This window comes from Blastococcus sp. DSM 46786 (assembly GCF_900109665.1).
Lineage (GTDB): Bacteria > Actinomycetota > Actinomycetes > Mycobacteriales > Geodermatophilaceae > Blastococcus > Blastococcus carthaginiensis.
In genome coordinates this window covers 26,904-48,659 of the sequence record NZ_FOAO01000014.1, presented here as the reverse complement: position 1 = coordinate 48,659, position 21,756 = coordinate 26,904, and the positions used below count along the sequence as shown (strand labels likewise).

Sequence of the window (21,756 nt, the reverse complement as noted above, 5' to 3'; positions counted from 1 at the left end):
GAGTGGACCGCGAGGGTGAACCACGGTTAACCTCTGCGTCGTGGATGCACCGGTGCTCTCCCACGCCTCGCCGGCCGACCCGGCGGGCGCCGCCCGCAACGCCGCGGCGCACGCCGAGCTCGTCGCCGACCTGGCCGGCCAGCTGCGCGCCGTGGCCCTCGGCGGCGGTGAGCGGGCGCGCGAACGGCACACCGCCCGGGGCAAGCTGCTGCCCCGCGAACGGGTCGACGCACTCCTGGACCCCGGCAGCCCCTTCCTCGAGCTCTCGCCGCTGGCCGCGCACGGGCTCTACGACGGCGAGGCGCCCGCGGCCGGGATCATCACCGGCATCGGCCGCATCTCGGGGCGGGAGTGCGTCGTCGTCGCCAACGACGCCACCGTCAAGGGCGGCACCTACTACCCGATGACGGTGAAGAAGCACCTGCGCGCCCAGGAGGTGGCGCTGCAGAACCGGCTGCCCTGCATCTACCTGGTCGACTCCGGCGGGGCGTTCCTGCCGATGCAGGACGAGGTCTTCCCCGACCGCGAACACTTCGGCCGGATCTTCTACAACCAGGCGAACCTCTCCAAGGCCGGGATCGCGCAGATCGCCGCCGTCCTGGGCTCCTGCACCGCCGGCGGCGCCTACGTGCCCGCGATGAGCGACGAGGCGGTGATCGTCCGCGAGCAGGGCACGATCTTCCTCGGCGGGCCGCCGCTGGTGAAGGCGGCGACCGGCGAGGTCGTCACCGCCGAGGACCTGGGCGGGGGAGACCTGCACAGCCGGGTCAGCGGGGTCACCGACCACCTGGCCGACGACGACGCGCACGCGCTGCAGATCGTCCGCCAGATCGTGTCCACGCTGGGCCCGCGCGAGCCGCGGCCGTGGGACCTCGAGCCGGCCGAGGAGCCGCTGCACACCCCGGAGTCGGTGTACGAGGTCGTGCCGCCGGACCCGCGCACGCCCTACGACGTCCGGGAGGTGATCGCCCGCCTGGTCGACGGATCCCGCTTCGCGGAGTTCAAGCCGCTCTACGGGCAGACGCTGGTCACCGGGTTCGCCCGCCTGCACGGGCACCCGGTCGGCATCATCGCCAACAACGGCGTCCTGTTCGCCGAGTCCGCGCTCAAGGGCGCCCACTTCATCGAGCTGTGCGACCGGCGGAAGATCCCGCTGCTGTTCCTGCAGAACATCACCGGCTTCATGGTCGGCCGAGACTACGAGGCCGGCGGCATCGCCAAGCACGGCGCCAAGATGGTCACCGCCGTCGCCTGCGCCCGCGTGCCGAAGCTGACCGTGGTCATCGGCGGCTCGTTCGGCGCGGGCAACTACTCGATGTGCGGCCGGGCGTACTCGCCGCGGTTCCTCTTCACCTGGCCCAGCTCCCGCATCTCGGTGATGGGCGGGGAGCAGGCGGCCTCGGTGCTGGCGACCGTCCGCAGGGACGGGATCGAGGCCCGCGGGCAGGAGTGGCCGGCCGAGGAGGAGGAGGCGTTCAAGGCGCCGATCCGCGACCGGTACGAGTCGCAGGGCCACCCCTACTACGCCACCGCCCGGCTCTGGGACGACGGCGTCATCGACCCCGCGCAGACCCGCACCGTGCTCGGCCTCGCCCTGTCCGCCTGCGCCAACGCGCCGCTCGAGGACGTCGGCTACGGCGTCTTCCGGATGTGACCGGCGTGATCCCCGGCACCGAGTCACCCAGGTCCGGCCACGCTCTGGCAGTGAGTGCACCTGCACTCAGTGCCGGAGCGCAGCCGGGAGAGCAGTGAGGCGAGGCATGTTCGACACCGTCCTGGTCGCCAACCGTGGCGAGATCGCCGTCCGCGTCATCCGCACGCTGCGCGCGATGGGCATCCGCTCGGTCGCCGTGCACAGCGAGGCCGACGCCGGCGCGCTGCACACCCGGCTGGCCGACGTCGCCGTCCCCATCGGGCCGGCCCCGGCCGCGCAGAGCTACCTCTCCATCGAGCGGGTGCTCGACGCCGCCGCCCGCACCGGCGCCCAGGCGGTCCACCCGGGCTACGGCTTCCTGTCGGAGAACGTGGAGTTCGCCCGCGCCTGCGAGGCGGCGGGCATCGTGTTCATCGGCCCGCCGGTCGCCGCGATCGAGGCGATGGCCGACAAGATCCGCGCCAAGCAGACGGTGATGGCCGCCGGGGTGCCGGTCGTCCCGGGTCGGACGGAACCCGGCATGACCGACGCCGAGGTCACCGACGCCGCCGTCGCCGTGGGCTTCCCCGTGCTGCTCAAGCCCAGCGCCGGCGGGGGTGGCAAGGGCATGCGGGTGGTGCGGTCGAAGGACGAGCTGCCCGACGCGATCGCCGGCGCGCGGCGCGAGGCGAGCGGCTCCTTCGGCGACGACACCCTGCTCGTGGAGCGCTACGTCGGCAACTCCCGGCACATCGAGGTCCAGGTGCTCGGGGACGCCCACGGCACGGTGGTCCACCTCGGCGAACGCGAGTGCAGCCTGCAGCGGCGCCACCAGAAGGTGATCGAGGAGGCGCCGTCCCCGCTGCTGGACACCGCGATGCGCGCCTCGATGGGGCGCGCCGCCGTCGAGGCCGCCCGGGCCGTCGGCTACACGGGTGCGGGCACGGTCGAGTTCATCGTCGACGCCGACCGGCCGCGCGACTTCTTCTTCCTGGAGATGAACACCCGGCTGCAGGTCGAGCACCCGGTCACCGAGATGGTCACCGGGCTCGACCTCGTGGAGCTGCAGCTGCGGGTGGCCGCGGGGGAGCCGCTGCCGATCGACCAGAGCGACGTCGCGCTCGACGGCCACGCCATCGAGGCCCGGCTCTACGCCGAGGACCCGGCCCGCGGCTTCCTGCCCCAGGCCGGCACCGTGCTCGGCCTGGTGGAGCCCACCGGCCCGGGGGTGCGCGTCGACAGCTCGCTGGCCGTCGGCGGGCGGGTGGGCACCGACTACGACCCGATGCTCGCCAAGGTCATCGCCTGGGCGCCCGACCGGGAGACCGCGCGGGCGCGCCTGGTGGGGGCGCTCGGGCACACCGCCGTCCTCGGGGTGACGACGAACGCCGCCTTCCTGCGCGCGTTGCTCGGCGACCAGGACGTCGTGGCCGGCACGCTCGACACCGGCCTCATCGAGCGGCGCGGCGAGGAGCTGACCGCGGTCGGCGAGCCGCCGGCGCACGTCTACGCGGCCGCGGCGCTCGCGCTGCTGGTGGAGTCCGAGCCGGCCGGCCCCGTCGTCGACCGCTGGGACGTGCCCGACGGCTGGCGGCTGGGCGAGCCGGCGTGGACGGTGCGGCGCCTCCAGGTGGCGGGTGCGGACCCGGTGACCGTCCTGGTGCGCGGCCGGTCCGCGGACGCCGAGGTGGCCGTGGGCGACGCGGCGCCGGAGCCGGCCCGGGCGGTCCGCGACGGCGACCGGCTGGCGGTGACGTTCGCCGGACGCTCGTCGTCCTACGCGCTGGTGCACCACGGCGGCACGGTGTGGCTGGCCGCCGAGGGCCGGGTCACCGCGCTGCGGGAGCACGAGCGGCTGGCGTCGTCCGCCGGTCAGGCCGGGGGCGACGGTGCCGTGACCTCCCCCATGCCGGGAACGGTGACGGTGGTGCGCGCGGCCGTCGGCGACGAGGTGGAGGCGGGCACCCCGCTGCTCGTCGTCGAGGCGATGAAGATGGAGCACGTGCTCACCGCCCCGCTCGCGGGCACGGTGACCGAGCTCGGCGTGGCGGCGGGCCAGACGGTCGCGCTGGACGAGCGGCTGGCCGTGGTGACCCCGGCGGCGACCGCTCCCGAGGAGCAGGAGAACTGATGCTGGACTACCGGCTGAGCGACGAGACCGAGGCGCTGCGGAAGACCGTGCAGGAGTTCGCGCGGGAGGTGATCGCCCCGCAGATCGGGGAGTTCTACGAGCGCGACGAGTTCCCGACCGGGATCGTCCGCCAGATGGGCGAGCTGGGCCTCTTCGGCCTGCCCTTTCCCGAGGAGTACGGCGGCGCCGGCGGCACCTACTTCGACCTCTGCGTGGCGCTCGAGGAGCTGGCGCGGGTGGACAGCTCGATGGCGATCACCGTCGAGGCCGGGGTCTCCCTCGGCGCGATGCCGATCTACCGGTTCGGCACCGAGGAACAGAAGCGCGAGTGGCTGCCCCGGATGTGCACCGGCGAGGCGCTGGGGGCGTTCGGGCTCACCGAGCCCGGCGGCGGGTCGGACGCCGGGGCGACGCGCACCACCGCGCGCCTGGAGGACGGCCACTGGGTGATCAACGGCTCCAAGGCGTTCATCACCAACTCCGGCACCGACCTGACGTCGCTGGTGACGGTGACCGCCGTGACCGGTACGAAGGCGGACGGCAAGAAGGAGATCTCGGCGATCATCGTGCCGTCGGGGACGCCGGGCTTCACCGTCGGCCAGCGGTACTCGAAGGTGGGCTGGAACGCCTCGGACACCCGGGAGCTCTCCTTCGACGACTGCCGCGTGCCCGAGGAGAACCTGGTGGGGGAGCGGGGCCGCGGCTACGCGCAGTTCCTCTCCATCCTCGACGAGGGCCGGATCGCGATCTCCGCGCTGTCGGTCGGGCTGGCGCAGGGCTGCGTCGACGAGTCGGTCAAGTACGCCGCGCAGCGGGAGGCGTTCGGCCAGCCCATCGGCCGCAACCAGGCGGTGCAGTTCATGATCGCCGACATGGAGGTGCGGGCCTCCACCGCGCGGCTGGCCTACTACCGGGCGGCGGAGAAGATGCTGCGCGGTGAGCCGTTCAAGCGCGAGGCCTCGATCGCCAAGCTCTACAGCTCCGAGATCGCGATGGACAACGCCCGCTACGCCACCCAGGTGCACGGCGGGTACGGGTTCATGAACGAGTTCCCGGTGGGCCGCTTCTACCGCGACGCGAAGATCCTCGAGATCGGCGAGGGCACCAGCGAGGTGCAGCGGATGCTCATCGCCCGCGACCTCGGCGTCGGCTGACCGGCGTCCCCACGCCCGGGTGTGCCGCTCACCGGGGTCATCGCGACGTGCGACGCCCCGACGAGCGCACGCAGGCAGGACACGTCTGGCCGCTTCACCGGACGTTGAGCCGCGTCACGGCGCGGCTCAACGTCCGGTGGAGCGGCTCGACCCGCGTGCCACCGGGTCGCGGCAGGCCTCGCACGGTGGACCCGATCCCGGACACGGCGGCCGCTCATGATGGGCGGGGGCTCTCCCACCCGGGGGTCACTCGCCGGGGGTCACTCGCCGGCGATCTCAGCGGCGGGCGAGCTCGGCGGCCAGCGGGTCGAGGCCCAGCTGGCCGAGCGCGAGGACGTCGCGGTGCCACTGCGCCAGGTCGAAGGCGCCGCCCGCGCGCCGCCGGGCCTCCTCCCGGCAGGTCAGGAACACCCGCTCGCCCACCTTGTAGACCGGCGCCTGCCCGGGCCAGCCGAGGTAGCGGTGCAGCTCGTCCACGCGCATGGCGTCCTCCATGCTCACGTGCCGGCGCAGGAAGGCCAGCGCCACGTCGTAGTCCCAGCGGGTGCCGGCCGCCGCACCCGCGGGGATCGGCAGGTCCAGGTGCACCCCGATGTCGAGCACCACTCGCGCCGCCCGCAGCTCCTGGGCGTCGAGCATGCCCAGCCGGTCGCCCGGGTCCTCGAGGAAGCCCAGCTCGCCCATCAGCCGCTCGGCGTAGAGGGCCCAGCCCTCGGCATTGCCCGAGCAGGAGCAGAGCAGCCGCTGCCACCGGTTGAGCCGCTCCGCGTGGTGCACCGTCTGCCCGATCTGCAGGTGGTGGCCGGGCACGCCCTCGTGGAAGACGGTCGTGGTCTCCCGCCAGGTCGTCATCTCCTCGACGCCCTCGGGCAGCGACCACCACATGCGGCCCGGGCGGCTGAAGTCCTCGCTGGGGGCGGTGTAGTAGACGCCCTCGCCCGCGGTGGGGGTGAGCCGCCCCTCGATGCGGCGCACCGGCCCCGGGATGTCGAAGTGCACGCCGTCGAGCGCGGCCACCGCGCGGTCGGCGGTCTCCTGCAGCCAGGCCTGCAGCGCCTCGCGGCCCCGGATGATCCGCGCCGGGTCGGCGTCGAGCGCGGCCATCGCGCCGGCCACCCCCGCGCCGGGCGCGATCTCCTCGGCCACCCGCTCCTTCTCGGCGACGATGCGGGCGAGCTCGGCCCAGCCCCAGTCGTAGGTCTCGTCGAGGTCCAGCCGCGCCCCGGTGTGGTAGCGGGACTCGACCAGGTACCGGTCGCGGCCCACGCCGTCGGCCGACGGCGCCAGCGGCAGCAGCACCCGCTCGAGGTGCCCGGCGAACCCGAGCAGGGCGCCCGACGCCCGCTCGGCGCCGTCGGCCAGGTCGCGGCCCAGCGCGCTGCGCGGCTCGACCGGCGCCTCGCGCGCCAGCCGGGTGAAGAAGCCGGGCCGTTCCGGCGTGCCGGCCCACTGCCGCGCCCGCTCCGCCGCCAGCCGGACCTGCCGGGCGGCGGAGATTCGCCCCCGGTCAGCGGCGTCATCGAGACCGCGGGCGTACCCGAGCAGGGCCGCGGGCATCGCCGCGAGCCGCACCGCGACGGCTGACCAGTCCTCGTCGGACTCCGTCGGCATCAGGTCGAACACCTCGCGGAAGCCCTGGAGGGGGCTGTCGACGGTGTTGAGGTCGGCCTGCGCGTAGCCGGCGTCGTAGCGGTCGAGCTCGGCGCCGAGCCGCTCGAGCATGGCGCTGCGGGCGATCTCGTCCCGCCGGTCGACCGGCTCCAGCGCCTCGGCCTGCGCCCGGGTGCGGCGCAGCAGCTCGGCGTGGGCGGCGTGCCCGTCGGTGCCGAGGTCCGGCCACCGGTCGTCGTGCCCCCGCACCCCGATGTAGGTGGCGACCACCGGCTGCGCCGCGGCGTAGCTCTCGACGAAGCCGTCGGCGAGCTGGTCCAGGGACGACGGCGGGCGCGCGGGGGAGGAGGTCACCCGGTTCACGCTATCCCGGCAGCCGCCCCGGGACCGCGGGCCGGGACGGTGCCCGCCGTGGCCGGTCGAGGGTGGTCGGCCGGCCACGGCGGAGGCGGCTCCCGACGAGGTCGACGGGAGCGCGGGGATCAGAGGCAGCCGCTCCCGGTGAGCGCGCTCTCCACGTCGTCCAGGACGATCCCGGCACCGATCGGGCCGATCCCGAGCATCCACTCGGCGTCGTCCACCTCGAACGCGCAGTCGGGGACGGCCTCCAGCAGGTCCCACACGGCGGTGACGGTGTCCTTGGTGGTGGTCGACGGGTCGCCGTACGCGGTGGAGAACACCACGTCGGCCTCGGCCTGGGTGATCAGCTCGGGGCTGATGTAGACCATCGAGTACTCGTCGTAGTCCAGCTCGGGCAGGTCGAAGCCCACGTCGGTCAGCACGCTGCCGGCGAAGGTGTCCGGCCCGTAGATGCGCGTCTCGTCGGAGAGGAAGCGCACGATCGAGGCGGTGGATCCCTCCGCGCCGATGGCCTCACCGAGCTCCCGGGCCCGGCGCTCGTACGCCGCCAGCGTCTCCTCGCCCTCCTCGCTCAGGCCCAGGGCTTCCGCGGTGGTCGAGAAGATGGCCTGCCAGCCCTCCTCGTAGTCGGTGAGGACGGTCGGGGCGATCGTGCTGAGCTCCTCGTAGATCGCCTCGTGCCGGACGGAGGAGGAGAGGATCAGATCGGGCTCCAGCGCAGCGATCGCCTCCAGCTCGGGCTCCTCGATCGTCCCCACGATCTCGATGCCCGCCGTCCGGTCGCCGAGGTACTCCGGCAGGCCGCCGGCCACGTCGGACTGGACCGACCCGACCGGGGTGACGCCCAGGGAGAGGGCGGTGTCGAGATGGGGGCTGTCGAGGGTGATCACCCGCTGGGGCTCCGCGGGGACCTCCGTCGTGCCCATGACGTGGGAGACCGGGCGGGTCTCCGTGGTGCCCGAGCCCTCCTCCGGGCTCTCGGAGGAACCGCAGGCACTCAGGGCGGTGAGAGCGACCGCGGCGGTGGCGAGCATGCGTAGGCGCACCGGGTTTCCTTTCGGCGGCCGGAGCCGCGGGGGCAGAGGTGGGCCGCCGCCTCGGCACAGGCGGTCCAGGAACGTCGCGACTCTACTTAGGGCAGCCTCACCTCACTGCGGCAGGGGTCGGTGGTCGCCGGACCGGCCGGGGTCCCCCAGGCCGGCGTCAGGTGGTGACGTCGATCAGCACCTTGCCCACGGCCCCCTCCTGCACCGCCTGGTGGGCGGCCGCGGTCTCGGCCAGCGGGTGCACGTGCAGCGGCAGGCCGGCGTCCTCACCGACCCGTATCGCGCCCTCGGCGACCGCGGTGGCGACGTCCTCGATGCCGAGCACCTTGGCCCGCTCGGGCTCGGTGTAGACGAGCACGAACTGCCAGCGGGCGTTGGGTCCCATCTGCGCGCGCACCGGCACGGTCACCTCGGCGCCGCCGTCGTCGGCGTACATGGCGACCGCGCCGTGCATCCCGATCACCTGGGCGTCGACGGCGGCGTTGACGGCGGCGGAGACCTCGACGATCGCGTCCACGCCCTTCGGCGCGATCTTGCGCACCTCGGCGACGACGTCCTGCTCCTTGTAGTCCACGACGTGGTCGGCGCCGGCCGCGGCCGCCAGCTGCGCCTTGCGCGGGCTGCTCACGGTGGCGATGACGGTCGCCTCCGCCCAGCGGGCGAGCTGGATGGCGGCGTTGCCCACCGCACCCGCGCCGCCCTGCACCAGGACCGTGTGGCCGGTGAGCGCCCCGGCACCCAGCCGGTCGGGGAGGGACTCGGCCACGGTCAGGCAGCGGTGCGCGGTGAGGAACGGGATGCCGAGCGCCGCGCCCAGCTCGAACGGCGTGTTCTCGCCCAGCAGGACGACGTGCCGCGCGGGGACGACGGTGAACTCCGCGGCGGTGCCCCAGGGCCGCTGCCACGCGGCCTCCCAGATCCACACCCGCTGGCCGAGCATCGCCGGCTCCACGCCCTGGCCGACGGCGTCGACGGTGCCCGAGCCGTCCTGGTTCGGCACCTGCCCGTCCGGGCTGGGCTGCGCGGTGCTGCGCGACTTCCAGTCGGTGGGGTTGACCCCGGAGAAGGCGACGCGGACGCGCACCTCGCCGGGGCCGGGCTCGGGCACCGGGCGGTCGGTCAGCTGCAGGACGTCGGGGCCGCCAGGTCGGGTGTAGGTGATCGCTCGCACGCACCGCCCGCTACCCCGGCTCACCGGGGGCACACCACATGGTCGGCCCTCGCGACGACGTACGGTCGGGTACCTCTGGCTGGGGAGGTCTCATGTCCGTGACCGCGAGCGAGGTCCGTCAACGTCTCTTCGCGCTGATCGAGGAGGTCAACGCCGACCAGGTCGCGGTCGAGATCGTCTCGAAGCGCGGTACCGCGTTCCTCGTCCCGGCCGACGAATACCACTCGCTGAAGGAGACGGTGCACCTCCTGCAGTCGCCGAGGAACGCCGCGCGCCTGCGGGAAAGCCTGGCGGAGGCCGCCGGTGGGAAGGCGCAGCCGCACGAGCTCGTCGAGTGAGGATCGTCGTCACGACCCATGGCTGGGAGGGCTGCACCAGCTGGGTGGGCGACCGGAAGACGCCGGCGCGGTCGACCGGCTGATCACCGAGGCTGCTCGGGACCCGGCCACGGGTACCGGGAAGCCCGATCGCCTGCGCGGTGGCCTGTCGGGCTGCTGGTCACGCCGCATCGACCAGGGACACCGCCTCGTCTGCACGGTCCAGGGCGACGACCTCGTCGTCCTGCAGGTGAGGTACCACTACTGATCCGACCGGGCGGACGATGCGTCAACCGGGCGGGGACAGGCCGCCGGGGGTCTCCGGGCCCGGTGGAGGAGATTTCTCGCACGGCGGCGGCACACCCGGGGAGCGCGGAGCATGCGCGACCGGCTCAGGGGCCGGGATGGTCGCCGAGGATCCGCGTGCCGTACGACTCCGCGAGGGCGGTCAGGCGCTCCGGATCGGCCAGCAGCCCGTCCTCGCCCTGTTCCACGACGGCCCGGAAGAACCGCTCCATTCCGGCGGGGGAGACCAGCGTCAGCATGCGCACCGGCTCGTCACCGAGCCGGCGCAGGGCGTGCGGCCGACCGCGGGGCACCAGGAGGAACGTGCCCGGCACCGCCTCCGTCTCCTCGCCCTCGAGCCACATCGCGGCCCGGCCGGAGAGGACGTAGAACGACTCCTCGGCGGCGGTGTGGCTGTGCAACGGTGTCGTCTCGGCCCAGAACTCCTCCTCGACCAGCCAGTACGCCCCGCCGGTGGTGCTCCCGTCGGCCTTGGTGGTGTACGTGGAGCCCAGGGCGGTGAGCTGCGGGCCCGCTCCCGGTCGCACGATCGTCACGGCGTCACCTCCTGCCGGAGGCACTGTCCTGTCGGACGACCCAGCGGGTCAAGGGATGAGAGTGTGCCGATTCAGCCGGCGGGCGCGTCGTCGTCCGTCGGCCACTCCGGGATCGGCAGGCCGGAGGCGGTCAACAGCCGCTCGACGGTCTGCTCCACCACCTCGTCGGTGGGCGGGACGCCGCCGGGCGAGGCCATGAGGCGCCGCACCTCCGCGGGCTCGAGCTCGGTGCCCACCGCGTCGCGCACCCACCGGGCGAAACCCTCGGCCTCGGCGTCGACGTCCACCGGCGCGGAGGCGTCGGGCTCGTCGAAGTAGACGCGGGGCTCGAAGCCGAGGAAGAAGCGGCCGCCGGAGGCATCGGCGGCGCGGTAGTCGACGGTGGCGATGTCGCTGTCGTGCACGTCGACCATCAGGAACGGCACCGCGGTCGGCCGCCCGGTGCGCCAGCGTCCCTCGCTGTAGACGAGCGTGCCGAAGTACCCCATGGCGAGGCTAACCCCCCGAAGTGTCGGGTCGATGCTCAATCGGCGCACGGCGGTACGACCACCGGATCACCGGTGCTGAGTCTCCGGCGCGAGGTCGGCGGTGAACACGGCCCCCTCGGGCGTGCCGCTGCCACGCAGTGACTCGCCGAGGATTGCTGGATCCGACACCAGCAGGTCGGCAGGGAGCGGAACTCCGACCATCGCGGTCGCCTCGGTCGGTGCGGAGGGAGTGTCGTCGCCCGACGTGGGGCCCTCGGCACGCGAGCTCTCGCTCACGCACGTCGTCCTTCTCGACGGTCGCGCGCCACTCTCCGTACCTCGGCAAGCCCTTTGCTGTCGCCTTCCGCGCTCCCCATGATTTCGGGATCCGCAGGGTAAAGCGCCGCCCAGTCGGGCTCCGATGGCGAAGGTGCCGGCGCTTGCGGGCTCCTGGTGCTTGATGTCATCTCGCTACCGCCTCAGTTCCGGATGACGTCGACCATACCGCCGACGACGACCACGGCAGCGGCGGCGAGCAGGAGGAGTGTCGCCAGCCGTAGCCGTCGAGCCTTCTGCACGAGGTGCTCTTCGTCTTTGGCGTGGAGGTCGATCCGTGTGTTGAGGAGGACCAGGCGGGTGAGCGCAGCCTGCTGCGTCAGGTAGCGATCCCTGAGTTTGCCAGGCCGGATGCCCTTGTCGACACGCGGCCACAGGGCGCCGACAGCGACTGCGCCCGCGCCGATCGCCACACCCTGAGCGAGCAACCCGGCCACGCTGGGGCGAGCGCCCACGAGCGCGACCAACACTCCTGCGCCGCTGAGGAGGATCCCCGCCTTGGTATCGATGGAGGCGGCTCGAGCCCGGTAGGAGTCCTCTTCCCGTGTGAGAGCGGACTCGATGACGTCGAAGGAAGGTATGCGAGACGGGTCGAGTCGCGGTGACGTCACGGACGGCCGCCGAAGCAAGGGAGTCGCCCAACGACGGCGGCCGGCTGGTGACCAACGGCTTCCACGGCCGCGAGGCTAATGACGAGGTCTGACGTCTTGGTCCGCACGGTCTCGCCGCTCGGAGGCTAGGTCGTCTCCGCCAGCGATCCCGGGGGCAGGTTGACGACCACCGCCTCCTGGCTGCTGCGGGCCAGGACGACGACCGCCTCCTCGTCGCCGGGGTTCTCCTCCCGGTGCGGGGTCCACGGCGGCACGAAGACGTAGTCGCCCGGCTGCGGGGTCAGCCGCACCTCCTCGCCGTCCCGGGCGAAGACGAACACCGGCCGGCCGGAGACGACGTAGATGCCGGTCTCGGAGTCGCCGTGGTGGTGGTTGGCCGACGCGGTGCCGGGCGCGACGTGCGCCTCGCCCATCCAGACCTTCTCCGCGCCGACGCTCTTCCCGGACACCGCCTCCTTGCGGGTCATGCCGCTGCTCTGGCCGGTGTCGGTCGAGAGGTCGGCCGCGCGGACGTGGCGCAGCGGGGCGTGCCAGTGGTCGGGTGCGTCGGGGTTCGGGTCCTGTGCCATGTGCGGACGCTAGCGCTGGAGCGCGACCGCGGCAGCGGGCTCACCGGTCGGCGCCGGGTCCCAGCGTGTGCGCTGCCGCGGAATTCTGCTCGCGGGAACTCCGCGCCGGCGCACACGCTCGGCACTGCGGTCAACGCGGCGTGATCGAGAGCGCCAGCCGGGCGCGGCCTTCCTCGGAGCGCGCGGTGGCGATCCGCTCCGCCGACGGCGTGCCGTACTCGGTGGTCCGCTGGCGGGCGGGCCGGCCGATCGCGGCGGCCATCGCCTCCAGCTCGGCGATGGTCTTCAGCGACCCGTTCTCGCTGCCGGCCATCCGGCTGATCGTCTCCTCCATCAGCGTGCCGCCCAGGTCGTTGGCGCCGCCCCGCAGCACCGCCTGGGTGCCGGCGTCGGCGAGCTTCACCCACGAGGTCTGGATGTTGGAGATCCGGCCGTGCAGCAGCAGCCGGGCGACCGCGTGGACCGCCCGGTTCTCCCGCACCGTCGGCCCCGGTCGGGCGACGCCGGCCAGGTAGATGGGGGAGTTGTGGTGCACGAAGGGCAGCAGCACGAACTCGGTGAAGCCCCCGGTGCGGTCCTGCAGCGCGGCCAGGGTGCGCAGGTGCCCGACCCAGTGCGCCGGGGTGTCGACGTGGCCGTACATCATCGTCGACGTCGTCGGGATGCCGACCTCATGCGCGGTGCCGATGATCTCCAGCCAGGTCGCCGTCGGCAGTTTGCCCTTGGTGAGCACCCAGCGGACGTCGTCGTCGAGGATCTCCGCAGCCGTGCCCGGGATCGAGTCGAGCCCCGCCTCCTTCAGCCCGGTGAGGAACTCGCGGAACGGCAGGCCGGTGCGCGCCGCCCCGTTGACGATCTCCATGGGGCTGAACGCGTGCAGGTGGATGCCCGGCTGGCGCTTCCTCACCTCGCGCGCGAGATCGAGGTACGCGGTGCCGGGCAGGTCGGGGTGGATGCCCCCCTGCATGCAGATCTCGGTCGCGCCGGCCGCCCACGCCTCGTCGACGCGGTCGCCGACCTGGCTCATCGACAGCGTGTAGGCGTCGGCGTCGGTGCGCCGCTGGGCGAAGGCGCAGAACCGGCAGCCGGTGTAGCAGACGTTGGTGAAGTTGATGTTCCGGTTGACGACGTAGGTGACGTCGTCACCGTTGACGTCCCGGCGCACCGCGTCGGCCAGGGCGCACAGCGCGTCGAGGTCGGCACCGTCGGCGCCGAGCAGCGCCAGGTACCCGGCGTCGGACAGCCCGGCCGGGTCCGCCTCGGCCTTCCGCAGCGCGGCGTGCACCTCGGGGTCCCCGACGGTCAGCGCGGTCGAGTGCCCGTCGCGGGCGCTCTCGGTGCGTGACCGCAGCTCCGACCAGTCGCCGTAGACGGCGTCGAAGTCGCTGCGCCGGTCCGAGGTGCGCCCGACGGTGTCGACCTCGACGTGCAGGTCGACCCGGCCCGACGAGGTCCACGCCTCGTCGGGCTCCTGCCACGGCAGGCCACTCGGGGCCCGGCCCTCGACCGCCAGGCCGTCGGGGCCGGCGAGCGCGGAGACGTGCGGCCGCACCCGCGGGTCCAGCCACGGCTCGGGCTGCAGGACGTAGGGCGGCTGGGCGGCCAGCCGCTCGCGCAGCGTGAAGCCGGCCTCGGCGGTGAGCGCCGCCAGCTTGTCGATGTTCGGCCACGGCCGCTCGGGGTTCACGTGGTCGGGCGTCAGCGGCGAGACGCCACCCCAGTCGTCCACCCCGGCACGCAGCAGCAGGCCCAGCTCGGTGGAGTCCGACAGGTTCGGCGGCGCCTGCACCCGCGCCTTCGGGCCGAGCAGCAGCCGGGTGACGGCGACGGCGGCGACGTACTCCTGCAGCTCCAGGTCGTCGTGCGCCTGCATCGCGGTGCGCGGCTTGGCCCGGAAGTTCTGGACGATGACCTCCTGCACGTGCCCGTGCCGTGCTGCAGCGGCGCGGATCGCGCCGACGGCGTCGACCCGCTCGGCGTAGTCCTCGCCGATGCCCAGCAGCACGCCGGTGGTGAACGGGACGGCGGAGCGCCCGGCGTCCTCCAGCACCCGCAGCCGCACGGCGGGCTCCTTGTCGGGGCTGCCGAAGTGCGGGCCGCCCCGCTCGGACCACAGCCGCGTCGCGGTGGTCTCCAGCATCATCCCCATCGAGGCCGAGACGGGCTTGAGCCGCTGGATCTCCTCCCACGACAGGACGCCGGGGTTGAGGTGGGGGAGCAGCCCGGTCTCCTCCAGCACCCGGATCGCCATCGCCCGCAGGTAGCCCAGCGTCGAGTCGAAGCCGTGCGCCTCCAGCCACTCGGCGGCGACCGGCCAGCGGTCCTCGGGGCGGTCGCCGAGGGTGAACAGCGCCTCCTTGCAGCCCAGCGCGGCGCCGTCCCGGGCGATCTGCAGCACCTCGTCGGGGGAGAGGTAGGGCGCCTTGCCCTCCGCGCGCAGCCGGCCCGGCGTCGTCACGAAGGTGCAGTAGTGGCAGCGGTCGCGGCACAGGTGGGTGAGCGGGATGAACACCTTGCGGCTGTAGGTGACGACGCCCGGGCGCCCGGCGCTGGTCAGGCCCGCGTCGCGGACCCGCGCGGCGGCGGTGAGCAGCCGGTCCAGCGGGTCGCCCTCGGCCAGCCCGCGGGCGTGCAGCAGGGTCTCGGCCTCGACGGCGTCGAGGGCCACCCCACGCTCGGCGCGCACCAGGGCGCGGCGGACGGCGGACTCGGACGGTGCGGGGAGCGCAGTCATAGCGCCTCCGACGCTAGCCCGCCGGGCCGACGGGCGGGCCGCCCGCCCCGTCGAACCGCCCGTGGGTGTGCGCTCACCGGGCTCTCGGCCACGTCGGAGAGCCCGATGTGCGCACATCCGCCGCGGGCCACACCGGTTGCGGTGGGGTGACGCGGCACCAGCCGTCGGAGTGCGCTGATGCGCACATCCAGGTCCCGAACTGCGCACCGGCGCACGACGTCCGGTGCCCGACCGGCGGGCGGGACGTCAGACGTCGCGGCGCTGGAAGGAGAGCGCGGTCAGCCCGAGGATCACGGCGATCCACACCGCGGCCCACGCCAGGTAGGCCGGGGTCAGCGGGGCGTCGGCCAGGAACGGGAAGCCGCCCTCCGGGCCCATCTGGATCAGCGCACCCGGGTCCTGGAAGGCGTTCATCGCGCCGCGCCACAGGCCGTCGGTGGGCAGGAGTACCCGCGACACGCTGCCCACCCGCTCGACGCCCTCGTTGCCCAGCGCCCCGCCGATGCCCCCGACCACGCCGGCGACCCAGGTGGCGCCGAAGAGGCCGACCGCGACGATGCCCGACGCCATCGGCGAGATGACGCTGGAGAGCAGCAGCGCCAGGGTGAGGAGCACGATCGTCTCGGCCCCCAGCAGGGCCAGGCCCGCCGCCGGGGACGGCGGCCAGTAGCCGACCACCCCGCGCACGACGAGCAGCTGCGCCAGGCCGGCCAGCACCACGTACCCGCAGCCGAAGGTGAGCAGGCCGAGCCACTTGCCCAGCAGGACCGACGAGCGGCGGACCGGCCGGGCGAGCACCGCCAGCGCCTGGCCCGACTCGACCTCGCCGGCGAGCGTCGGCCCGGCGAGGAAGGCGGTGCCGATCGCCGCGATCAGGCTGAAGCCGAACATGATCAGGTTGATCAGCATCGAGGCCACGAGGCGGGCTTCGCCGCTGGTCAGCGTGCCGAGCTCGGTGTCCAGGCCGATCAGCCGGGAGAACCCCCAGCCGCTGAGCGCGAGCAACACCACGGTCAGGACCAGCAGCGCCCAGACCACCTTGCGCCGGAACGCCTCGCGCAGGGTCAGCCCCGCGACGGTCAGGACGATCACGTGTTCTCCTCGGCGGCGCTCGTCGTCCACGTGACCGGCGATGCAGTGCCCATGCGTGACCTCGCGAGCTCGGTCACGGTGCCGGCTCCTCGTGGCGCAGCACGGCGAGCAACCGTTCCTCCAGGCTGATCCGCACCGGTTCGACGGCGTGCACGCGGACCCCGAGGCCGACGAGGTCGCGCACCAGGTCGGGGACGGTGACGCCGTCGTCCTCGGCCGCCAGGGCGACGGTGAACCAGTCGCCGCTGCGGGTCAGCGTGCCGGTCGCGCGCAGCCGCTCCTCGACGCGCGGGTCCACGTCGCCCAGCCGCAGCCGCACCTCGTGCTGGCCGAGCAGTTCGGAGAGGGTGCCCGAGGCCGCCACCCGGCCCCGGTCGAGGATGACCACCCGGTCGCACACCCGCTCGACCTCGCCGATCAGGTGCGAGTTCAGCAGCACGGCGACGCCGCGGGCCCGCAGCGCGAGCACGATGTCGCGGACGTCCACCCGGCCCAGCGGGTCCAGCGCGCTGGTCGGCTCGTCGAGGACGACCAGCTCGGGCCGGCCGACCAGGGCGACGGCGAGCCCGAGCCGCTGCTGCATCCCCTTGGAGAACCCGCCGACCCGGTCACCGGTCCGTTCGGCCAGACCGACGAGCGCCAGGCACTCCCGGCGCTCCTCGGCGGGGACGTCGACCCGGGAGAGCTTCACGTGCAGGTCCAGCACCTCGGCCGCGGTCAGCCACGGCTGGTAGCGGAACAGCTCGGGCAGGTACCCGACGGCGCTGCGCGAGCGGGGGTCCGACGACGGGCGGCCGAGCAGCAGCACCTCGCCGGCGTCGGGCCGCACGAGGCCGAGCAGCATCTTGATGACGCTCGTCTTCCCGGCGCCGTTGGGCCCGAGCAGGCCGACGACCTCGCCGCGGCCGACGCTGAAGGAGACGTCGTCGACGGCGGTCCGGCGTCCGTACCGCTTGCGCAGCCCGGAGCACCAGACCGCCGGGGACGGCGGCAGGCCGTCGAGCGCACCGCCCGCCGTCCCCACCGCCGTCGTGCCGGTTGCCATGCCCCGGACCGTAGCGGCGTCAGCCGAGCCCACGGGCGACCGACAGCAGCTCGTCCGCGCTGAGCGACCCGGCGACCCCGGTCATCACGCCGTCCTCCACCCACACCACGCCGGCGAAGAGCCCGTTGCGGGAGGTGAGCACGGTCGCCTCCGAGCCGTCGACGTCGGCCGTGGAGCTGGTGACCAGCTCCGCGGGCACCGGCAGCGGCAGGGTCGCGGCGTCGGTGGAGAGGTCGCGCAGCTGGTCGGCGAGCCCGTCGGGGAGCCCGGGCAGCGAGAGCAGGTAGTCGCGGACCGTCTCGAAGGGCACGCCCGAGGAGAAGACCTGGGGCGCCCCCACCCGGGCGACGACGAGGGTCGGCACGCCGGTGGGCTGCGACCACATCGCGGCCACCCCGGGCCCGGCCTGGAACCGGAGGGTGCTCCCGTCGATCCCGGGCGGCGGGGGAGGCAGGACCTCGCCCTCGGCCGCGGCGGCCTGCGCGGCCTGGTCGGCGGAGAAGGTGAAGGTGGCGCCCACGACGCCGGCGACCTGGTAGGCCGGCTCGCCGGTCACGCCCTCGGGCAGCTCGGCGACCTCCGGGACGTCCAGCCCGGTGCGCTCCCGCGCGGTGGCGGCGTCGGGCACCTGCTCCGGGTCGGGCTGCCGGGTGATCTGCAGGTCGCCGTAGGCGGAGAGGTCGGGCACCTGCACCAGGTCGGTGGCGGTGACCTCGACCGGGTCGACCCGCTCGGTCTGGAAGATCGGCAGCCAGTCGTTGGCGGCCGCGACGCCGGCGCCGGTCAGCAGCACGACCGCGCCGAGCGCGGCCACCGCGGGCCGGCGGGCGGCGGCGCCCCAGCGCCTCCGCGTCGCGGCGCGCGCCGGGCGGGATGCGGGAACGGTCGAGGACCCGGCGGCGGAGAACCGGGCCCAGGCGGCGTCGGTGTCCACGGCGCCCGACCCGCCGAGCGCCGCGCCGACGAGCTGCGCGTCGGCGCGGGCGTCGTCGAGCGCGCGCAGGCAGACCGGGCAGCCGGAGACGTGGGTGCGGTCGGCGTCGGAGACCCCGGCCGGCTCGTCGACCAGCCGGCGCAGGACGCCCTCATTCGGGTGACGCATGACGGTTCAGCTCCTCGCGAAGTGCGGACTCGGCGCGGCGGACGGTGGTGCCGACGCTGCCGGGGGACATGTCGAGCGCGGTGGCGACCTCGGCGTAGCTCAGCCCGCTGTGGCGCAGCACCAGCGCGGTCGCCTGCTTGCGGGGCAGCCGGGCGAGGGCCGCCCGGATGCGGCTGCGGTCCTCGAGGATCAGCACGGTGTCGGCCACGTCGGGGGTGACGGCCTCGACCGTGGCGGCCACCGTCTCCTCCCGGGAGGTCCGGCGGCGACCGGAGCGGATCAGGTTGAGCGCGGTGTGCGCCGCGGCGACCGACAGCCAGCCGCCGGCTTCGGCGGCGGGCACCGCCGAGCGGCCGAAGGACAGGAAGACCTCCTGGGCGACGTCCTCGGCCTGGTCGCGGGAGGCCAGCACCCGGGCGGCCACACCGACGACCCGCTGGTACTCCCGGCGGAAGACCTCCTCGAGGTCGGGCCGCACCGCACCGCGGGTCGCTGCTGCCGGCACGCCGCCCGTCCCTCCGACCCGGCGCACCGCACCGGGGAATGTCAGGACGGCCGCCGGTGCCGGCCGTCCGTGCCGTACGAGGTCCATGCCGGTGTAGCACCGCCGGGCCCGCGGATGTGACACGCGGCCCGCGGCGGGCTGCTCAACCGCGGCCTGCCGCCCCGCCCGCCTCGTCGACGAACCGGCCGCGCAGCCGCAGCAGCGGCCGGGCGCCGGGGTTCAGCACCGGCACGTCGTCCACCGCCAGCAGCGCGAGCACGTGGTCGCCGGCCTCGACCAGCCGCTCCAGCCGGCAGTCCAGGGCGGCGAGCCCGGCGGAGAGCACGATCGCGCCGCTGCCCGTTGTGCGCGTCCACGGCACCTGCTCCAGCAGGTGGCGGGCGCTGGGCCGGCCCGCGGAGGCGAACCGCGAGGCGACGATCGCGTGCTCGGCGGCGAGGACGGTCAACGCACCGGACCCGACCTCCTCCAGGACCTCGGCCGGGTAGCCGTCGGCGGCCAGCCCGACGGCGACCAGCGGGGGCGAGGCGGAGACGCTCATGACCGAGCTGACCGTCGTCCCCACGTCGTCGATGTCGTCCCGGACGGTGAGCAGGCAGACGCCGGCGGCGTGCTGGGCCAGGGCGGTGGCGAACGCGGCGGGGTCGACCGGCATGGCGGCCAGTCGACCACACCCCCAGGATGGAGCGGTGACCGAAGCCGAGCGCACGTACGACGTCGTGGTCCTGGGAGCCGGTTCGACCGGGGAGAACGTCGCCGACGTCGTCGTGCGCGGCGGGCTGTCGGCGGTGCTCGTGGAGCTCGAGCTGGTGGGCGGGGAGTGCTCCTACTGGGCCTGCATGCCCAGCAAGGCGCTGCTGCGCGGCACCGAGGTGCTCGCCGAGGCCCGGTCGGTGGACGGGGCGGCGCAGGCGGTCACCGGGGCGCAGGACGTGGCGGCCACCCTCGCCCGCCGCGACTCGTTCACCTCGCACTGGGACGACGCGGGCCAGGTGGAGTGGGTGCACGGCGCCGGCATCGACCTGCTGCGGGGCGCCGGCCGGCTCGACGGCGAGCGCACCGTCGTCGTCACGGCCGACGACGGGACGACGACCCGGCTGACCGCGCGGCACGCCGTCGCCGTCTGCACCGGGTCGTCGGCGGCGGTCCCGCCGCTCGACGGGCTGGCCGACGTCGCCCCGTGGGGGCCGCGCGAGGCCACCAGCGCCAAGGAGGCGCCGGACCGCCTGCTGGTGCTCGGCGGCGGCTACGTGGGCTGCGAGATGGCGACGGCCTGGCAGGCGCTGGGCTCCCAGGTGACGCTGCTGGAGCGCGGCGACCGGCTGCTGGCGGGGATGGAGCACCAGGCCGGCGACGCGGTCGTGGAGTCGCTCCGGAAGTCGGGCGTGGACGTGCGGCTGGGTGCGGAGGTCACCGCCGCGCGCCGGGACGGCACCGAGGTGGTGCTGACGACGGCGGACGGCGAGGTGCGCGGCGACGAGGTGCTGGTCGCGACCGGCCGCTCCGCGCGCACCGGGGAGATCGGCGCGGAGACCGTCGGCCTGGAGCCGGGGGAGTACCTCTCCGTCGACGCGACGCTGCGGGTCGAGGGCGTGCCCTGGCTGTACGGGGTGGGCGACGTCAACGGGCGCCGCCAGCTCACCCACATGGGCAAGTACCAGGCTCGCCAGGCCGGCGCGGCCATCGTGGCGCGGGCCCGCGGCGAGGAGGTCGACACCTCGGCGTGGTCGCCGTTCGTGGCCACCGCCGACGACGTCGCGACCCCCTCGGTGGTGTTCACCTCGCCGCAGGTCGCCAGCGTCGGGCGCACCGCCGCCGAGGCCGCGGAGGCCGGGCTGCCGCACCGCGTCGTGGAGTACCCGATCAGCAGCATCGCGGGCGCTGCCGTCTTCGCCGACGGCTACACCGGGACGGCGATCGCGGTCGTGGACACCGAGCGCGAGGTGCTCCTCGGGGTGACCTTCGTCGGCCCCGCGGTCGCCGAGCTGCTGCACGCGGCGACGATCGCGGTCGTCGGCGAGGTGCCGATCGCGCGGCTGTGGCACGCCGTCCCGGCCTACCCGACGATCAGCGAGATCTGGCTGCGGCTGCTGGAGGCCTACCGCGGCTGACCGCCGAACCCCGGCGACCGGGGCCCGGGCCGCCGTGCTGGAGTGAGCCGGTGCAGTTCGACCGACCCTCGCGTTCCCCCTGGCGCCGCTACATCGCCCTCGGCGACTCGTTCACCGAAGGGCTCAGCGATCCCGATCCCGAGCGTCCCGGCGAGTTCCGCGGCTGGGCCGACCGGCTGGCCGAGCACCTCGCGGCCGCCGCGTCCGGTGCCGACGTCGAGTACGCGAACCTGGCGATCCGGGGCCGGTTGCTGGCCCAGGTGCTCGCCGAGCAGGTGCCGGTGGCCCTCGACGCGAAGCCCGACCTGGTCAGCCTGGTCGCCGGCGGCAACGACCTGATGCGCCCGGGCGCCGACCCCGACGAGCTGGCCGCGCAGCTCGAGTCCGCCGTCGTCCGCTTCCGCGCCGCGGGTGCCGACGTCCTGCTGGCCACCACCGCGGACACCCGCAACACGCCCATCCTGCGCCGGCTGCGCGGCCGGATCGCCGTCTTCGACGCCAACCTGTGGTCGATCGCCGCGCGGCACGGCGCCGCCGTCCTGGACCAGTGGGGCGCGGCGTGGCTCCAGGACTTCCGGCTCTGGGACTCCGACCGCATCCACCTCACCGACGAGGGGCACCGGCGGATGGCGCTGGCCGCCGCCGCGGCGTTGGGGCTGCCTGGCGCCGACGGCGAGGACTGGCGCACCCCGCTGCCTCCGCAGCCGCCGCGGGAGCTGCGGGCGGCGCTGGCCGAGGAGGCCGCCTGGGTGCGCGGCTTCGTGGCGCCGTGGGTCGGACGCCGGCTGCGCGGCCGCTCCTCCGGCGACGGCCGGGCGGCCAAGCGGCCGGTGCCCCTGGCGCTGCCCCGCACGTGACGTGCTGGAACGGCCCGGTCCAGAGGCTCGCCACGAGCGTGCGAGTGGTGAGAGGGGCCGGG

Annotated in this window: 19 protein-coding genes; 6 read left to right on the top strand and 13 right to left on the bottom strand. The window is 74.5% G+C overall.

All coding sequences use genetic code 11. The annotated features are described in order from the left end of the window. Window positions 1-40 precede the first annotated feature (40 nt). From BMW62_RS13825 to BMW62_RS13815, 3 genes are all read left to right on the top strand, one after another. Window positions 41-1,654 carry a carboxyl transferase domain-containing protein gene (locus BMW62_RS13825; protein WP_091931469.1) on the top strand — a complete coding sequence of 538 codons (1,614 nt, stop codon included), beginning with the start codon at window positions 41-43 and terminating at the stop codon, window positions 1,652-1,654. Between the two features lie 106 nt (window positions 1,655-1,760). Next, window positions 1,761-3,764 (top strand): ATP-binding protein, encoded by a 2,004-nt coding sequence (locus BMW62_RS13820; protein WP_091931466.1) that lies wholly within the window; start codon window positions 1,761-1,763, stop codon window positions 3,762-3,764. Next, window positions 3,764-4,918: an acyl-CoA dehydrogenase family protein gene (locus BMW62_RS13815; protein WP_091931463.1), complete on the top strand. Its 1,155-nt coding sequence runs from the start codon at window positions 3,764-3,766 to the stop codon at window positions 4,916-4,918. The genes BMW62_RS13820 and BMW62_RS13815 overlap by 1 nt, the downstream gene beginning before the upstream one ends. Before the next feature lie 276 nt (window positions 4,919-5,194). Here BMW62_RS13815 and BMW62_RS13810 read toward each other — a convergent pair whose 3' ends face one another. The 3 genes from BMW62_RS13810 to BMW62_RS13800 all read right to left on the bottom strand — a co-directional run bounded on the left by BMW62_RS13810 (window position 5,195) and on the right by BMW62_RS13800 (window position 9,106). Then, complete coding sequence (locus BMW62_RS13810) at window positions 5,195-6,883, bottom strand: DUF885 domain-containing protein (RefSeq protein ID WP_170852377.1); 1,689 nt, start codon at window positions 6,881-6,883, stop codon at window positions 5,195-5,197. Between the two features lie 128 nt (window positions 6,884-7,011). Then, window positions 7,012-7,935, bottom strand: coding sequence for an ABC transporter substrate-binding protein (locus tag BMW62_RS13805; RefSeq protein WP_091931461.1), 924 nt, complete (start codon window positions 7,933-7,935; stop codon window positions 7,012-7,014). A 157-nt stretch (window positions 7,936-8,092) separates the two neighbouring features. Beyond that, complete coding sequence (locus BMW62_RS13800; protein WP_091931458.1) at window positions 8,093-9,106, bottom strand: NADPH:quinone reductase; 1,014 nt, start codon at window positions 9,104-9,106, stop codon at window positions 8,093-8,095. A 92-nt stretch (window positions 9,107-9,198) separates the two neighbouring features. Here BMW62_RS13800 and BMW62_RS13795 point away from each other — a divergent pair, with 92 nt between their 5' ends. Beyond that, window positions 9,199-9,444: a type II toxin-antitoxin system Phd/YefM family antitoxin gene (locus BMW62_RS13795; RefSeq protein WP_091931457.1), complete on the top strand. Its 246-nt coding sequence runs from the start codon at window positions 9,199-9,201 to the stop codon at window positions 9,442-9,444. Window positions 9,445-9,815: 371 nt separating this feature from the next. Here the strand turns inward: BMW62_RS13795 and BMW62_RS13785 are convergent, their stop codons facing one another. The 10 genes from BMW62_RS13785 to BMW62_RS13735 all read right to left on the bottom strand — a co-directional run bounded on the left by BMW62_RS13785 (window position 9,816) and on the right by BMW62_RS13735 (window position 19,381). Continuing rightward, window positions 9,816-10,265 (bottom strand): cupin domain-containing protein, encoded by a 450-nt coding sequence (locus BMW62_RS13785; protein WP_170852376.1) that lies wholly within the window; start codon window positions 10,263-10,265, stop codon window positions 9,816-9,818. 71 nt (window positions 10,266-10,336) lie between these two features. Continuing rightward, window positions 10,337-10,753 carry a hypothetical protein gene (locus tag BMW62_RS13780; protein ID WP_091931454.1) on the bottom strand — a complete coding sequence of 139 codons (417 nt, stop codon included), beginning with the start codon at window positions 10,751-10,753 and terminating at the stop codon, window positions 10,337-10,339. Window positions 10,754-11,211: 458 nt separating this feature from the next. Then, complete coding sequence (locus BMW62_RS13770) at window positions 11,212-11,535, bottom strand: hypothetical protein (protein WP_139206268.1); 324 nt, start codon at window positions 11,533-11,535, stop codon at window positions 11,212-11,214. Window positions 11,536-11,804: 269 nt separating this feature from the next. Beyond that, a complete protein-coding gene (locus tag BMW62_RS13765; protein WP_091931451.1) occupies window positions 11,805-12,248 on the bottom strand; it encodes a cupin domain-containing protein in 444 nt (147 codons plus the stop codon). Between the two features lie 130 nt (window positions 12,249-12,378). Further along, on the bottom strand, window positions 12,379-14,982 hold the full coding sequence (locus BMW62_RS13760) for a bifunctional FO biosynthesis protein CofGH (RefSeq protein ID WP_091931450.1): 2,604 nt from the start codon (window positions 14,980-14,982) through the stop codon (window positions 12,379-12,381). 246 nt (window positions 14,983-15,228) lie between these two features. Continuing rightward, window positions 15,229-16,074, bottom strand: a complete 846-nt coding sequence (locus tag BMW62_RS13755; RefSeq protein WP_091931449.1) for an ABC transporter permease subunit — start codon at window positions 16,072-16,074, stop codon at window positions 15,229-15,231. A gap of 73 nt (window positions 16,075-16,147) precedes the next feature. Further along, window positions 16,148-17,119 carry an ABC transporter ATP-binding protein gene (locus tag BMW62_RS13750; protein WP_091931686.1) on the bottom strand — a complete coding sequence of 324 codons (972 nt, stop codon included), beginning with the start codon at window positions 17,117-17,119 and terminating at the stop codon, window positions 16,148-16,150. 19 nt (window positions 17,120-17,138) lie between these two features. Continuing rightward, window positions 17,139-18,221 carry a hypothetical protein gene (locus BMW62_RS13745; protein WP_091931448.1) on the bottom strand — a complete coding sequence of 361 codons (1,083 nt, stop codon included), beginning with the start codon at window positions 18,219-18,221 and terminating at the stop codon, window positions 17,139-17,141. Beyond that, window positions 18,205-18,726: a sigma-70 family RNA polymerase sigma factor gene (locus BMW62_RS13740; protein WP_244524038.1), complete on the bottom strand. Its 522-nt coding sequence runs from the start codon at window positions 18,724-18,726 to the stop codon at window positions 18,205-18,207. Before BMW62_RS13740 ends, BMW62_RS13745 begins: the two co-directional genes overlap by 17 nt. 142 nt (window positions 18,727-18,868) lie before the next feature. After that, complete coding sequence (locus BMW62_RS13735; RefSeq protein ID WP_091931446.1) at window positions 18,869-19,381, bottom strand: flavin reductase family protein; 513 nt, start codon at window positions 19,379-19,381, stop codon at window positions 18,869-18,871. A gap of 34 nt (window positions 19,382-19,415) precedes the next feature. Between BMW62_RS13735 and BMW62_RS13730 the strand changes: the two genes are divergently transcribed. Together BMW62_RS13730 and BMW62_RS13725 are read left to right on the top strand one after the other, a co-directional pair. Then, window positions 19,416-20,837, top strand: a complete 1,422-nt coding sequence (locus tag BMW62_RS13730; protein WP_244524037.1) for a dihydrolipoyl dehydrogenase family protein — start codon at window positions 19,416-19,418, stop codon at window positions 20,835-20,837. A gap of 50 nt (window positions 20,838-20,887) precedes the next feature. Next, window positions 20,888-21,694, top strand: coding sequence for an SGNH/GDSL hydrolase family protein (locus BMW62_RS13725; protein WP_091931443.1), 807 nt, complete (start codon window positions 20,888-20,890; stop codon window positions 21,692-21,694). The last annotated feature ends 62 nt before the right edge of the window (window positions 21,695-21,756 follow it).